14 protein-coding genes and 1 pseudogene are annotated in these 14,618 nt (G+C 53.5%); 9 read left to right on the plus strand and 6 right to left on the minus strand.

Annotated elements, in window-relative coordinates:
- Positions 1-31 precede the first annotated feature (31 nt).
- Positions 32-364 carry a histidine triad nucleotide-binding protein gene (locus ACZ51B_RS06195; RefSeq protein ID WP_464296367.1) on the plus strand — a complete coding sequence of 111 codons (333 nt, stop codon included), beginning with the start codon at positions 32-34 and terminating at the stop codon, positions 362-364.
- Here the strand turns inward: ACZ51B_RS06195 and ACZ51B_RS06200 are convergent.
- The 3 genes from ACZ51B_RS06200 to tgt form a co-directional block, all read right to left on the minus strand.
- Positions 361-1,173 carry a hypothetical protein gene (locus ACZ51B_RS06200; RefSeq protein WP_464296368.1) on the minus strand — a complete coding sequence of 271 codons (813 nt, stop codon included), beginning with the start codon at positions 1,171-1,173 and terminating at the stop codon, positions 361-363. The two genes, ACZ51B_RS06195 and ACZ51B_RS06200, sit on opposite strands and share 4 nt — an antisense overlap.
- A gap of 4 nt (positions 1,174-1,177) precedes the next feature.
- Entirely contained in the window at positions 1,178-2,875 is a 1,698-nt protein-coding gene (locus tag ACZ51B_RS06205; RefSeq protein ID WP_464296369.1) for a glycoside hydrolase family 57 protein, read from the minus strand.
- 73 nt (positions 2,876-2,948) lie between these two features.
- Positions 2,949-4,049, minus strand: coding sequence for a tRNA guanosine(34) transglycosylase Tgt (gene tgt / locus ACZ51B_RS06210; protein WP_464296370.1), 1,101 nt, complete (start codon positions 4,047-4,049; stop codon positions 2,949-2,951).
- Between the two features lie 11 nt (positions 4,050-4,060).
- Here tgt and ACZ51B_RS06215 point away from each other — a divergent pair, with 11 nt between their 5' ends.
- Positions 4,061-4,219 carry a transposase gene (locus tag ACZ51B_RS06215; RefSeq protein WP_464296371.1) on the plus strand — a complete coding sequence of 53 codons (159 nt, stop codon included), beginning with the start codon at positions 4,061-4,063 and terminating at the stop codon, positions 4,217-4,219.
- A gap of 74 nt (positions 4,220-4,293) precedes the next feature.
- Here ACZ51B_RS06215 and ACZ51B_RS06220 read toward each other — a convergent pair whose 3' ends face one another.
- Positions 4,294-5,391 carry a right-handed parallel beta-helix repeat-containing protein gene (locus ACZ51B_RS06220; RefSeq protein WP_464296372.1) on the minus strand — a complete coding sequence of 366 codons (1,098 nt, stop codon included), beginning with the start codon at positions 5,389-5,391 and terminating at the stop codon, positions 4,294-4,296.
- A 65-nt stretch (positions 5,392-5,456) separates the two neighbouring features.
- A pseudogene (locus ACZ51B_RS06225) lies at positions 5,457-5,858 on the minus strand (tRNA-guanine transglycosylase); the annotation flags it as partial.
- A gap of 192 nt (positions 5,859-6,050) precedes the next feature.
- Between ACZ51B_RS06225 and ACZ51B_RS06230 the strand changes: the two are divergent.
- Positions 6,051-7,439, plus strand: coding sequence for a hypothetical protein (locus ACZ51B_RS06230; RefSeq protein WP_464296373.1), 1,389 nt, complete (start codon positions 6,051-6,053; stop codon positions 7,437-7,439).
- Positions 7,440-7,521: 82 nt separating this feature from the next.
- Positions 7,522-8,007 carry a vWA domain-containing protein gene (locus ACZ51B_RS06235; protein WP_464296374.1) on the plus strand — a complete coding sequence of 162 codons (486 nt, stop codon included), beginning with the start codon at positions 7,522-7,524 and terminating at the stop codon, positions 8,005-8,007.
- Positions 8,008-8,021: 14 nt separating this feature from the next.
- Here ACZ51B_RS06235 and ACZ51B_RS06240 read toward each other — a convergent pair whose 3' ends face one another.
- Positions 8,022-8,558 carry a GNAT family N-acetyltransferase gene (locus tag ACZ51B_RS06240; RefSeq protein WP_464296375.1) on the minus strand — a complete coding sequence of 179 codons (537 nt, stop codon included), beginning with the start codon at positions 8,556-8,558 and terminating at the stop codon, positions 8,022-8,024.
- 27 nt (positions 8,559-8,585) lie between these two features.
- Between ACZ51B_RS06240 and serC the strand changes: the two genes are divergently transcribed.
- Genes serC through ACZ51B_RS06265 form a run of 5 tightly spaced genes read left to right on the plus strand, consistent with a single transcriptional unit; the run spans position 8,586 to position 14,421 of the window.
- Entirely contained in the window at positions 8,586-9,683 is a 1,098-nt protein-coding gene (serC, locus tag ACZ51B_RS06245) for a phosphoserine transaminase (RefSeq protein WP_464296376.1), read from the plus strand.
- A 10-nt stretch (positions 9,684-9,693) separates the two neighbouring features.
- Positions 9,694-10,401 (plus strand): hypothetical protein, encoded by a 708-nt coding sequence (locus ACZ51B_RS06250; RefSeq protein ID WP_464296377.1) that lies wholly within the window; start codon positions 9,694-9,696, stop codon positions 10,399-10,401.
- Between the two features lie 6 nt (positions 10,402-10,407).
- Positions 10,408-11,121 (plus strand): DUF554 domain-containing protein, encoded by a 714-nt coding sequence (locus tag ACZ51B_RS06255; RefSeq protein ID WP_464296378.1) that lies wholly within the window; start codon positions 10,408-10,410, stop codon positions 11,119-11,121.
- Complete coding sequence (locus ACZ51B_RS06260; RefSeq protein ID WP_464296379.1) at positions 11,118-12,293, plus strand: mechanosensitive ion channel family protein; 1,176 nt, start codon at positions 11,118-11,120, stop codon at positions 12,291-12,293. The genes ACZ51B_RS06255 and ACZ51B_RS06260 overlap by 4 nt, the downstream gene beginning before the upstream one ends.
- Positions 12,294-12,324: 31 nt before the next feature.
- Positions 12,325-14,421, plus strand: coding sequence for a S9 family peptidase (locus ACZ51B_RS06265; RefSeq protein WP_464296380.1), 2,097 nt, complete (start codon positions 12,325-12,327; stop codon positions 14,419-14,421).
- The last annotated feature ends 197 nt before the right edge of the window (positions 14,422-14,618 follow it).

Genomic DNA, 14,618 nt, shown 5'->3' on the forward strand with positions numbered 1-14,618 from the left:
TGATTATGACTGCCGGTATGCTTATCGTCCCATGTCCACGCTGTTTACCAAGATCATCAACCGAGAGATCCCAGCCGACATCGTTTTCGAAAACGAACAAGTCGTAGCGTTCAGGGACATAGCCCCACAAGCCCCCGTCCACATCGTGATCGTCCCAAGACAAGAAATCACAGGCCTAGCCACCCTGCCCGACCAAGGCGACCACCTAGCCATCCTCAACGCCGCCAAAACCATCGCTGAACAACAAGGCCTGGAAAACGGATACCGCCTCGTCATCAACCAAGGCGAAGATGGAGGCCAATCAGTCCCCCACCTTCACGCACACTTACTCGGTGGCCGAAAGCTCACCTGGCCCCCAGGCTAGCGCTTCGATCCCTTCTTCTTAACTAGAGAATCCGCAGGCATCGCAAACTGCTTGTCAGGAAACGGCTGGTTTTTGTTCTGATTCCAACGACCAGCCCACGCATACTCGCCTTGATAAGCACTGGGCTTCTTGATAGTCATCGTCATCGAAACAGGAAGATTCGACTTGTTGCTAAAAACGATCTCATAAAACAGATCGCCCTTCTTCTTCAGAAAGCTCTTCTTGCGACTAATCGTGATGCGCCGGTTCATCCACTTAACGCCCTTCGACAACATAGAACGCTCCGCAGTAGCCACAACCAAACTCGGATCTAACTGAGCCTGCTTCACCAACGTCTGAAAAGGCGACTCCTTGGAGCCAAGAGGGGCCGTCATCGCCATGGTAGCCACAGTTGGCCACTTCTCAACGATGTTGCCCAGAACAATCTTCTTCGCGGCCAGCGGCTTCGCTGGACTCCAACTACCATTCAACAGACTAAACGATGTCCCGTCAGCGCGCAGAATCCCTTCGGTCATCGCCGACCGCTCGCTAGATCCAAAGATCGTCGCATGAACCTCAAACTTCCGAGGTGTCTTCACAGCCCAAGTGCCACGGAACGAACCCGATTTGACATACTTCGTGTCCTTCACAACAAACCCATACTCGCAGTTCGTATGACTCAGATTCCGAATACTGTCATCAGCCAGCTTCGCAACGCTCAGCGCAGAAACCTTCGACGGAGACCAACCACTCGATGGCAGGGTCTTGCCCTGACCGGAAAAAGCAGCCGCACAAAGAACACATGCGCCTGCCACAGAATAGAGCTTCACCACGCTATTTTACGGCCTCATACGCCTTCGCAGCCCACATCTCTAGGTCTAGTTCTTCAAAAGGAGCATCCTTTTGTTGACACTCCAACAGGAACGCAGCCTCATCAGGATGAATCGAAGCAGCTCGATGAACCCGCTCGGCAATCTCAGCCAACTTCTCAAACCGAGCCACGTGGTCGTCAAACCGAATCTCCGCGTAATCCTTGGCACTCAACGTACTAATCAAGAACTGCCAGTCGCTCGCCTCAGCCAACAACATCTCCCGAGCAGCCTGAACCACAAACTCATGCGCCGGACCACCCGCATACTCCCGAGCCATGTCCCGCAGCTTGTACTCAATCGAATACAGCTTCTTCCAAGTCCAAGCGTTCTCCTTGTTCAGCCAAATCGAGTGGTAACCACCCTCACCCCAAGAACCTTCAGGCAAGGTAATCATATGCCGAGCAGGATCAGAGTCAAGCACATCACTCGCACTGACCATCTCAATGTCGCCATCGGCATGAAGGGCCTTCCCAAGCTCATAAAGAAACTCAGGCCCCTCCCACCACCAGTGACCAAACAACTCCGTGTCGTACATCGCCACCAAGGTGCCCACCCGCTCCGCCTGCCCCTTGTAACGAGCCAACGTATCCTTCAGCGTAAGCACCATATCCTCAGCATGAGCCTGGATCTTCTCAAACGCCGACCAAGGGTCATAAGGCTGCTTCTGCCCCAAATCACTCTTGTTCTGAGAAATCCGCCAATACCGAAGCCTGCCCGGATACAACTGCTTATGAAACTCTAAATAATGCTCGTCACCCGGATACCCAGCATCGCCCGACCAAACCTTAACCGTCGTCTGAGGGTCGCGAGCAAACACCGTCACACCGTTCGGCAAAATGTAGTGCTCATACTCACTCCGATACTCTTCCGAAGGAGTGAAATATTTCGAACTCCGAGCGAACATCTCCGCCAACTGAGGGAAGTTAGCCGCATAAGTCCCCAAAGGCGTCCCGCCCCGGATCATATGAGAGTCCGTAAAGAAGAACTCAATCCCTTCCTGCTTCAGAATCTCCTCAGTCCCCATCCGAGACCAAGCCGCAGCGTTCTCATCCACAGGAGACTTCCAATCATAACGCGGACGGTAAGCACACTCAGGAAGCCAAATCCCACGAGGCTTCTTCCCGTAATGCTTCTCGTAATTCAAAACACCTAAACGAACCTGAGCCCGAGCCGACTCATCGGTACCCAGCAGCGGTTGGTATCCATGAGTAGCACCGCTCGTAATGATCTCAATCGAACCATGATCTTGGAAGTACCGAAACGCCTGAACCACGCTCCGCCCCCACTGATGCTTAAACTGAGTAAGAGCCCGGGTGTAAACGCGCTGCCAATGATTGGCCAGCCCCTGCATCCACAAATCACCCTCTAACTCAAAACGCCGTTGATCCTCAAGCGCAGCATCAATCTTCTCCTGGCAGTAAATCTCAAACCCATCCTTGAAACTTGGGTCCTCCAACTGCTCCGACAAGATCGGCGTCATATTCACCGTCCACCGAGGCCGAATCCCCTCATTCTTCAACCGATCAAGCGCATGAAGAAGCGGCAGATAACACTCGGCAGTCGACTCGTTAATCCAGTCTGTACCATGCGGACTCTTGCCATGACTTAAAACGTATGGCATGTGGGAGTGGAGACACAGCAGGAAACGGCCGACGGGCATGAAGATATTTTAGGCTTTCTGAAGCGCTTAACGCTTGCTTTAAACCCTCACGACCAACGAACATGCAAAAACATCACGCGTTTGCATACCTTTCCACAAGCTGAGGCCACGTCCCGTGCTCAATAGCATCGCGAATCTCCTCCATCAAACGAGCATAAAAAGCCAAGTTGTGCAACGTCGCAATCCGACCGCCCAACGGCTCCTGAGCCTTAAACAAATGCCGCAAGTAAGCCGCGCTGTACCGCTCAGTCAAAGGAAAAACACTCCCCTCATCATGAAGCCCGTTGTGCTCCGCCCACTTCATGCCCATCGCGTTCGCACGACCATTCAACGTATACAACGCGTGGTGCCGAGCCATCCGCGTCGGCAAAACGCAGTCGAACATATCAATCCCACACGCAACCGCATGAATAATGTCCTTCGGATGCCCAACCCCCATCAGATACCGAGCCTTGTCCTTTGGAAGTAAAGGCGCCGTGTGCTCCACCACCGGGTACTGCATCTCGGTCGGCTCACCCACACTCACCCCGCCCACCGCAAACCCGTCAAACGGCAACTCCTGAAGGAACTGAGCACTCTCCGTCCGCAAATCCTGATGCACGCCGCCCTGGACAATCCCAAACACCGCCTGCCCCTCACGCCGAGCAGCCAAATTCCGAGGAGCCCACAAGTGCGTCCGACGCATCGCATCCGCAGCCTCATCCCGAGTGCAAGGATACGGCGGACACTCGTCCAGCGACATGCTGATGTCCACACCCAACTCACCCTGAATCTCAATGCTCCGCTCCGGGGTCAGAAACATCATGCTCCCGTCCAAATGAGACTTAAATCGCACACCCTGGTCATCAATCGTGCGGTGCTTGCTCAGACTCATCACCTGATACCCACCCGAATCCGTCAAGATCGCACCCTTCCAAGACATAAAGTGGTGCAACCCACCCATCCGCTCAATTAAATCCGAACCAGGCCGCAAAGACAGGTGATAGGTATTGGATAAAACCTGCTGAAACCCCAAAAACTCCAAATCCTCAGACCCGACCGTCTTAACAGTCCCCTGAGTCCCCACCGGCATAAAGAAAGGAGTCTCCACAACCCCATGCCCGGTATACAACCGCCCCCGCCTCGCCTTCGTATAAGGACAAGTAGCAATCAATTCATAACGCACAGAGGCCATTAAAAGAGATTATGAAGCCTTCGAGCAATACGGAAGACGAGATCCTCAAGGTCCTAAAGGAGATCGAAGGCAGATCTACGGTGGCTAGGGTCGCCAGGGTTCACGGAATTATGGACCAAACAATCTATCGCTGGCGTAAAAGTACCGGGGATGGGCGGCAGCCAGCTTGAAGAGCTTCACCCTGAGCCTAACAAATATGAGAAAGGGTAGGGGTGTTCATTTGAGCCCCCACCCCTGAAAGCCACTACTGGTTGATGTTTAGCACATTCGGATAGCCACCAATGCCCGTGTAGGTTGAGGTGAAGCTACAAGTCGAGGTACCAGTATAGGTACTTGTTGGCCAGTCGCAGTCGCTCCATGTGTCGTATGTGTACCGGTAGAACTGACGCCCTGGGCCTCCTTTATAGACACCACCTGAGTCTGTAATGTGGGTAACTCCTAGTGCGGCTTCGCCAGCGGGCAGTGGCTCACAGGCTAGGAGAAGCCCGATAGCGGGATGCCCATTCCGATAGTAGGCCGGCAGCGTTGCGTCCGTCATACTTCCCGTGATCGTAATGTACGCCGAGTTATCCATATAGATTTCGACACTGTAATTATCTGTGGCCGTGCAGTTCGTAATCGTAGACTGTGAAGTCGTCCGTAAGCCAATGCCTTCCCCGTAATTCTGGTAGACGTTGCAGTGATTGATCGTGAGGTTATTCGCTTGGTAAGTCTGAAGCGCCGGAGTCCATCGCGTGACATCGCGGTTTGCGTTGACGCGGCAGCAATTGTAAATCGTGCAATCTTCGACGGTCACATAGCTGGTGGTGCCCGGAAGGTCAGCCGACGGTGTTCCTGGTGTTCCACCACGCGTGCTGGAACCAAGTAGGATGCCGGCATTTTGAGCCCCAGTGGAGGTGACTTTTTTAATCAAAACGTGGTGAGCGCCCCATACGGCCACATTCGCGTTTACGCCGTTCTGCACCGTGATCCCGTTGAATTCGGTGTAGTTGGCGAGGCCAACCGTATTCGTGTCGGGCCGGCTCGTTGAAATCCTGCTTCCGTCGATAACCGCCACCTGATCCCCATAGTTCTTGATCGTCACCCATGCGGCTGAAGTTCCGGCGTGAGGATAGAGAGGGGCATCCAGGTAGTACGTACCCTCCTTCAGATACAGGGTGTCGCCTGGCGCAAGCGAGGTCGCCTTAGTGATCGAACATGGGTCAGTTGAGCTACCGGTACCGGAAGCGCCCGGTGAGGCATAGTAAATGGAGGCGTGAGTCAAGGTCAAGCACATGGTGGCAAGTGCCAGGGCTGAACCAAAGCGACGCATGGTGAATGAGCGAGTAAACAACATCACCATGACCGACGTTTGTACCCCAGTACGGGTTGCACCCAATTAAGAAATTTCTGTCCAGAAAAGAAGGGCTCCCAGCTTTTTTCCGGGGTCAGGAATATCATGCTCCCATCCAAATGAGACTTAAACCGCACACCCTCGTCATCAATCGTGCGATGCTTGCTCAGACTCATCACCTGATACCCACCCGAGTCCGTCAAGATCGCACCCTTCCAAGACATAAAGTGGTGCAACCCACCCATCCGCTCAATCAAATCCGATCCAGGCCGCAAAGACAGGTGATAGGTATTGGATAAAACCTGCTGAAACCCCAAAAACTCCAAATCCTCAGACCCAACCGTCTTAACAGTCCCCTGAGTCCCAACCGGCATAAAGAAAGGAGTCTCCACAACCCCATGCCCGGTATACAACCGCCCCCGCCTCGCCTTCGTATAAGGACAAGTAGCAATCAATTCATAACGCACAGAGGCCATCAAAAGAGATTATGAAGCCTCCTCCAGCGATCTAATGCGCTGCGCCATTTCCCTTCTAACACATGAGTGTTTCGAGTTATATATACGACTCGCAGAAAATGCTCAACAAATAGGCAAAAACACCTAGGGCAGTCATCTCCGGTCACATACATAATGTACTCTCCGCAATCACTCCATTGTCAGGATTCACTTATGGACCGCGATGAAACGTTAAACCACTCGCCTAAAAACAACTCACTGGAGTCAACTAATAGAGACTTTGTAAATAAGATTGACCAAAGAAGGTCATATGATCAAGACACCGAAAATATCCGCCAGAGCCTGAGAGAGGAGATTAGTAGACTTCAATCCGAAAAGTTCCATGCGATGGTAAAGGCAGCGGAGCACGCGGGGAACATTGGGCTCGTCTATCATGCAAAGGAAAATACGTTTGCCAGGGTCGTGATCATTGATGAACTACCGCCTATTCCAGAGATTCCACCGACAGCGTATTTCAATGCACCAGACACAGAAGTTACTCAAACTGAATATCAAGACAAGCCAGTCAACAATGAGGAATCCGAAAGCGATTCTCAAGCTGCAATTGCAGAAGACATAACTCCACAAACACTCGATCAAACGAACTCCGAGCGAAGCTCCAACAATCGACCCATCCGTCCTACTCTGCCGATACCACCAACCCCATTGGTGGCCACTGCAAGCGATGCATCAGGAGATCGCAAGAAACTGGCACCTAGTATAGTCACGTGGGTTGCGAGCGGTGCCATCGGCCTTTTCGTAGGAATTAGTCTATTCTCGCTGACCGGCATCTCTAAGAAGACAAGTGAAGGCTCTTCATTTTTCTACCTTTTCATGCTAATCGGAATTGCAGCCATATTGGTTATTAAGCTTCTCCTCGAGAGTCTTTGGTATATCATTGGTCGCTCAAAGTCGCTGCAGAAAACAAGCACCGTCACCACAGCGACACTAATCGTGATTTCAATCATTGCACTGCTTGCTGAGGCCACATTAGGGGCCAACGCAATACGTCAGTTTTCCCTCAAAACTTCCTTCAATTCCAGTGACGCAACTCCACTCTTTATTGCTGCTCTGATCTCGTTCGCAGTGACAACTCCGACCCTCCTTTATTCTGCAGCAACTGGATACAGGAAGGGATTGAGGTTTGTTGATGCTGACGATGTGGAACTTGAGCACAGACACAATCTCCACGAACAGGCTCTTTCCGAATACGAGAAAGACATGGCTGAATACGAGAGTGATAAAAAGAAATTCGATGCCATCAACGACTTGACAAACCAACACACATTAGAGCTTCTAAGTAGGCGACATAGCGCTTACACGCAGGTCATCGATACCTGGCTAGAAAGAAGCTCAAAATCTCTCGAACACCATACCGATGCTCTGAACGACAGAACCTCACGCAAAGAAGAATTCAATTCTCTCCAGCGCCTCCCCGACTTTCAAGCAATGTTGAAGTACATGTCAATCGTAGAGACCATACAAGTACGTATTGAAGAAGTTGAAAAGAAACTCAACAACGAACAAATCTCCAGAGGATACAAGCGTGCAAATCTCTTCTAGAGCACTACTCATAGTCAGCCTAATTTGCGGCTTCATTGTCGGTTGCTCAAGTCAAACTCAAAGTACTCCGACGAGACTGCTAATGGCCATCGATACAAGTGGGTCTGCAAAGTCGATGGAGGGTAAGTTCTTCAAAGCAGCCTCTCAGGAAATGATGGACAGGCCACAAAACTCCAAGATCACCCTGTTTCGCTTTGACTCATCCCCGGCTGAAGTTTATGATGAAACACCCCCTGAAAGTCTAGAGAAGGCTACGCGCATAGTGCGCGAATCCTTAAATCACACGTCAACCACAAACGGGACCAACATGTGCAAGCTCCTTACTGAGATGAACAAGCGGATCCTCAAAACGGAGTCAAAGGTTGACATTCTAATATTCACCGACTGCGGCGTCGAAAACATGACAGAAGCAGAGATACAAGACTCAAAAAAGACAGTCAAGAAGTGGGCAGCAGATCACAAACTAGCCTCCATAAAATTGGAAGGTGTCAAAGATGGGCAACGAGAAGCATTACGAAAAATCTTCGACCTCCCGGACGATCTGCTCACCATTGATGATCTCGGCTAGCGAGTTGATTAGCTCTAATCTTCCCGCTCCACCCGGGACACCATCACGTGGTCTTCCCAGACCCCGTTGATCTTCAAGTACTCCCGAGCCAACCCCTCGCGCTCGAAGCCGAGGGATGCTAGGATCCGCGCGCTTCGCTCGTTGCGGGGCATGTAAAACGCCTCCAGACGCCGAATCCCAAACACGCGAAGCGCCTCGGGGACGATCGACCTCAGCGCTTCAATCATCAAACCCTGTCCCTGGCACTCCTCACATAGGCTATAGCCCAAAGTCCCAGACCATCTGGGCGAGGCAAGCACGTGCGTGATGTTCACCACCCCAATCACCCGCTTCTCACGCCATAGGCATAGCCGCAAAGCCTTCCGCGCCTCATACTCCTGGCGGATCGTCGGGATGCACTCCTCCCAGGTTTCCGCCAGCATGTCTTCCTCAGCAAACAACGGATACCAAGGCTGCAAAAACGCCCGATTCCTCAGAAAGTAATCTGCAATCGCACCGCCCTCACCCACTCGTAAAGGTCGAATTTCCAGACGTTCAGTTCGGATCAACATGATTAAAGAGAGGTACAACTTGAATCTATGAGCCAGCCTTACAATCGCATCTACAACTTCTCTGCCGGACCATGCACGCTCCCAGTAGAAGTTCTTGAGCAATGTCGCGAAGATTTGCTGAATTATCAAGGCACGGGAATGAGTGTAATGGAAATGAGCCACCGCTCCAAACCATTCGAGGCAATCATTCAAACGGCAGAACAAGATCTTCGAACCCTCCTCGGCGTTCCCGAAAACTATAAGGTCCTGTTCCTGCAAGGCGGAGCAAGCACTCAGTTCGCCATGGTGGCAACCTCCTTCCTCGGCAAAGACCAAGTCGCCGACTACATCATCACCGGCGCCTGGGGCAAAAAGGCACTCGAATCCGCCAAGATGCTCGGCTCCACACACGTCTCATTCGATAACAAAGCCGACAACTACAAGCGAGTCCCGAGCAAGGAAGAACTCACACCCGCCACAGGCAACGTAGCCTATGTGCATACCACCAGCAACGAGACCATCCAAGGCGTCCAGTTCCAAAGCGACCTCAGCTTCAACGCCCCCCATGTCTGCGACATGTCCTCCGACATCCTTTCGCGCCCTGTAGACATCTCTAAGTACGACCTCATCTATGCAGGTGCACAAAAGAACATGGGCCCAGCAGGTGCAACCGTCGTCATCATCAAAGACGATTTCCTAGCCACCGCCGCTCCAGATCTGCTGCCGATGATGGACTACAAAATCCACGCCGACAACCAGTCGATGTACAACACCCCTCCTTGCTGGAGCATCTACGTCTGCGGCCTCGTTTACAAGTTCCTCCTCAAAAACGGTGGACTCGAAGCTTCCCAGCAACGCAACGCGGCCAAGGCAAAAGTCCTCTACGATGCCATCGACAACTCAGGTGGGTTCTTCAAAGGCCATGCGGATGTCGCTTGCCGCTCCAGCATGAACGTCACCTTCACGCTCGGCAGCGACGAACTCACCTCAGCCTTCATCAAAGAAGCCGAGAAGAACGCCCTCGACGGTCTCAAAGGTCACCGCTCCGTGGGCGGATGCCGAGCGAGCATCTACAACGCCTTCCCACTCGAAGGTTGCGAAGTTCTCGCACAGGTCATGAAAGACTTCGCCGCCAAGAACGCCTAACTCAACCTACATGAATCAACCCGACCCTCAAGGCAAAGCGCCACTCCGGTCTGCCTTGGCGGTCGGATGGCATTCCGTCCAAGAAAACTGGCGGCCCTTCGTGGCACTCCAAGCCTGCGCGGCCCTCCTGGTCCTGGCCTACTACACCGTCCCAGGTGCCAAAGAAGCCAGCAAATCGATCCAAGCCGTCAAGACCGCCGGTGGACTTCCCTTTGCCATTCTCACCACCGCCTTCGCCAGCTGCGCCATCCCGGAGCTAGCCCGCAAACTGTTCCTCAACCAACTCACCCCATTCAAAAAGCTACTCTTCCAAGTCGCCTTCTTCGGCTCCATGGGGCTCATCGTCGACCGCCTGTACACCTACCTCGGCATGCTCCTAGGCACCGAAGCCAGCTTCACCGTCGTCCTCCAAAAGGTGACGCTGGATATGCTGATCTTCACCCCTTTCCTCAGCATCCCCTACAGCGCGCTCGCCTTCTTGTGGCAAGACCACGGCTTCAGCTTTAGCAGAACTCGCCGAGCCATTGCTGGCGGTGTGTTCGCCCAACGGTACATCCCCATCCTCCTGACGTGCTGGTTCTACTGGATCCCGGTCCTGGCCGCCGTGTACTCCATGCCCTCGGATCTCCAGTTCCCACTCTTCCTCTGCGCCCAAGCAGCCTGGAGTTTGTTGCTGCTCCACATCTCATCTCGCAAGCACCCTTCGGTAACATCTTGATCTCAGATGCGAGGCACACTTCTTAACACTGCAACCGTCGCGATAGGTGCCACCGCGGGCCTCGCAGCCAGCAACCTCATCCCACCCTCCACCCGCGAGGTGTACACCGGCGTGGCACTCAGCGGACTTGGCCTGGTCACAGCCCTCATCGGCGTTAAGATGTTCTTCCAGTCCAAGAACGCCGTCATCGTCGTAGCAGCCATCGCCCTTGGCGGCATCTTGGGCATGATGCTCGGCATCCCCCACATCCTCGACTCAATCTCAGAGTTCTTCAGGCAGAAACTCGGCGGCGGCGACACCTTCAACGAGGCCCTCATCACCACCAGCGTCCTGTTCTGCGTCGGCCCAATGACACTCCTCGGCTGCCTGCAAGACGGACTCGAAGGCAAGATCGAACTCCTCGCCGTCAAGTCCACACTCGACGGCATCGCTGCCTTCTTCTTCGCCGCAAGCTTGGGACCTGGAGTCCTTGTGACTGCGCTGGTCGTCTTAATTTTCCAAGGAGCCATCACCCTCGCGGCGCGGCCTCTTCAGAAGCTGGCCAAGAACGAAGCCCTCATCGCGGAAGCCACCGCCGTCGGTGGCGCCTTGATGCTGGGAATCGCCCTTGGACTGCTTGACCTCAAAAAGATCAGAATGGAAATCTATCTCCCAGCACTGGTGTTCGCCCCCATCTTCGCTAACCTAACCCAAAAGCTTGAGGCCAGAAAAAACCCATGAAACGCGCCCTTCTCCTCATCGGAGCCACTGCTCTGGTCATCATGGCTTCGGCAGAACTGGAGGTCGTCGCCAACTGGGCAGAGGGCTTGCCAGTCGAGTTTCAGAAGCAGTTCGTCCACATCGCCATCTGGCAGTGGATCGGCCTCCTGGCCATCGGCGGCATTTCGATGCTTGCCGGGTATGTCGGAAAGCGTATTGGTAAGAACCTAGCCAAGTTGAGGGACCGGTTCTCCCCTCAACCCATGCAACAGACCACCCGAGATGGCGTTGCGCGAGGCTTCTCTTTCCTAGCCGCTTCCCTCATGGCTCTCATGTTGCTGCCCGATCTCAAGCTCCAAGGCAACATCGGAACCACGCTCGATCTTTTGATGCAAGCACTGGTCATCACCTCGGTGGTGATCGTCATCTATGCCGGATGGGATGCATTCTGCGACTCGCTTATGTCCAGAACTGCAGGTCACGAGAGAGCCGAACGGCTCCTCGTTCCTATGACGCGCAAGTTCGTGCAGGCGCTCATCGTCATTGGCGGAGCCCTTGTCGCCCTTGCTGTCTTCTTCGGCCCCAAGACCATCACCGGACTCATCGCAGGTCTGGGTGTCGGCGGCTTGGTCGTGGCCCTTGCTGCGAAGGACTCGGTTGAGAACCTCTTCGGCTCGTTCACCATCCTTTTCGACATGCCCTTTGCTCTTGGCGACTGGGTCAAGATCGACAAGGTTGAAGGAGTGGTCGAAGAGATCAACCTCCGCTCCACGCGGGTTCGAACCTTCGAAGACACCCTCATCACCCTCCCCAACGCGAACCTCATCCGGGCTGCCGTTGAGAACTACGGGGCACGTCGGTCGCGCCGACAAAAGCTCTGGCTGCGCATCAGCTACGACACCAAACCCGAGGCGATTGATGGGTTCTGCACAGACATCGTCAAGTACCTGGAGTCCCAAGAGAACGTGGTTCAAGGCAAGTCCATCGCCGAACTCAACGACCCTCTGGAAACCTCCATTGGAGTGCTGATCCAGTGCTTCTTTGAAGTCACCACCGCTGATCAGGAGAACCACATGAGGCACCAACTCCTCCAAGAATCGCTCCGCCTCAAGGACGTTCATGACGTGATCTTCCTCAGCCCGATCAAACCACCGGTACCAGCTGTAACAGCAACTAACGAACTGCAAAAATAATTCAATAAGAAACCTTTAACACAGAGTGAAGATGCCGGTAAAGTACGACATGGTTCGTTGGATCGCCCCCGTCTTCGCACTGTCTCTCTGCACTGCTGCCCAAGCCCAAGAGCGTTTAGAGGACATGCCCCGCTACAAGCGGTATGCAGAACTCACCTCCACCATCCGCTCCTCCGTCGTTCCTGGAACGGTGATCAGTGTCCGCTGGGCGGACGACTCCAAGAGCTTTACGTACCGGTGGAATGGTAAGACCTACAAGTACACCCTCGGCACTGCTGCACCGGTTGAAGCTACGGAATCCAGCTCCAATAACTCCAAGGTCAGCAAGCAGATCCGACGCGCGCCTGAACGCGGGAGACAGTTCGATACGGCGTACTCTGCGGATGAGAAGCACAAGGCTTTCGTCAAAGACCGCAACGTCTTTCTGAGCGACACTGACGGCAAGAACGAACTCCAAATCACCACTGACGGGAGTGTCGAAAAGCGAATCAAGAATGGTGTTGCCAGCTGGGTTTATGGTGAAGAGCTTGAGGTTCGGGAGGCCATGTGGTTCTCTCCGAATAGCAAGAAACTGGCCTATTACCGGTTTGATGAGAGCAAGGTGAAGGACTACTACTTGGCCATGGACCAAGGGAAAGTCCAGGACACTTTGGACACCGAAGCGTATCCGAAAGCCGGTGCACCGAACCCGGTGGTTGAGGTTTACATCTACGATCTTGAGTCTAAAAAGACCACCAAAGTAGACCCCCACTTTGGCGATGCTGCATTGGGTGAGTATGTCTATGACATCCGCTGGTCTCCCAACGGGAAAGAGCTTTTGTTCAACCGAACGAACCGGAAGCAGAACATCATGCAGTTCTGCGCCGCAGACCCTGATACCGGCAACTGCCGCATGATCTTTGAAGAGAAGCAGCTTCAAAGCTGGGCGGAGAACCATCCTGATGAGCAGTTTTTGGCTGATGGTAAGCGGTTCATTTGGTCGACTGAGGCTAACGGATATAAGAACTACCAGCTCTGCGATATTAGTGGAAAGCTGCTGAAGCAACTGACCAACAACACCGTGGATGCCACTCGCATTGTTCGGGTTGATGAGAAAGCGGGTCTCCTGTTCTACACCAGCAGCGGCCCCCTGAACCCTTACCACCGACAGTTGCACCGAGTGGGGCTTGACGGTAAGAACGACACCTTGATCACGGCTCCTGAGTTGGATCACTACACCAGCCTTTCACCCGATGGGCAGCACGTGGTGGACATTGCACAGAGCAGTGTGGATGCTCCTGAAACTCGGGTTTTGGATGCTAATGGCAAGATCGAGACGGTTCTTGCTAAGAGCGATCTCACCAAGTTCAACCAGCTCGGACTCAAGAAAACCGAGGTGTTTACGTACCTTGCCGCTGACGGCAAGACCACCCTTTACGGCACCATCCAGTTCCCTTCTGACTTCGATCCAACTCAGAAATACCCGGTGCTCCTCAGCGTGTACGGCGGTCCGGAATCGGGGGGTATCGATGCTGGATTCTCAACTCCAAGTTCCATGACGGAGCTCGGGTTCCTGATGGTGAACCTTGCTGGTCGAGGCACTCAGAGCCGGGGGAAGGCGTTCCGTGATGCGGTGTATGGCAAGCTGGGCATTGTTGAGATGGATGACCAGGCTGCGGGCATTGCGTCCCTGGGCTCACGTCCTTATGTTGACCTCAAGCGGGTTGGAGTTTTTGGCACTTCTTACGGTGGGTACTCCAGCACCATGCTGATCCTTCGACACCCTGAACTCTTCGCTGTCAGCTGCGCAAGTTCCAGCGTGACCGACTGGCGGAACTATGACTCCATCTACACCGAGCGGTTCATGGGGTTGCCTTGGGATAACGAGAACAAGGCGGGTTATGAAGATGGGTCGGCTATGAAATACGCCAAGAACCTGACTGGCAAGCTGATGCTGTTCTTCGGGTCTGCGGACAACAATGTCCACCCATCGAACACCTACCAGCTGACTCAGGCCATTGAGAGAGCCAACAAGCGGTACGACCTGCAAGTGGGTACCGACATGGGCCACTCGGGGATGAACCATAACCGGATGCTGGAGTACTTCATTACGCACCTCATCCTGATGCCTAACCGGCCTCAGAAATAGAACCTCTCTCCCCCTCCGAGAATTTGCACTCTGTGCATTTTTCGGAGGGGGATTTTTTGTTTATTCTGGAAATTTTTTCGGATATTCAGTTTTCAGCGTTCTGTTGGGGGTTTGCCTTGTGTGTGATGTTACGGGACAGGTTTTGGAGGGGTAGGGCTTTGGGCTGGCTTTGAACCTGGGATGAGGTGTTTTTTTGG

The sequence above is a fragment of the Fimbriimonas sp. LA-C6 genome (genome assembly GCF_055398105.1).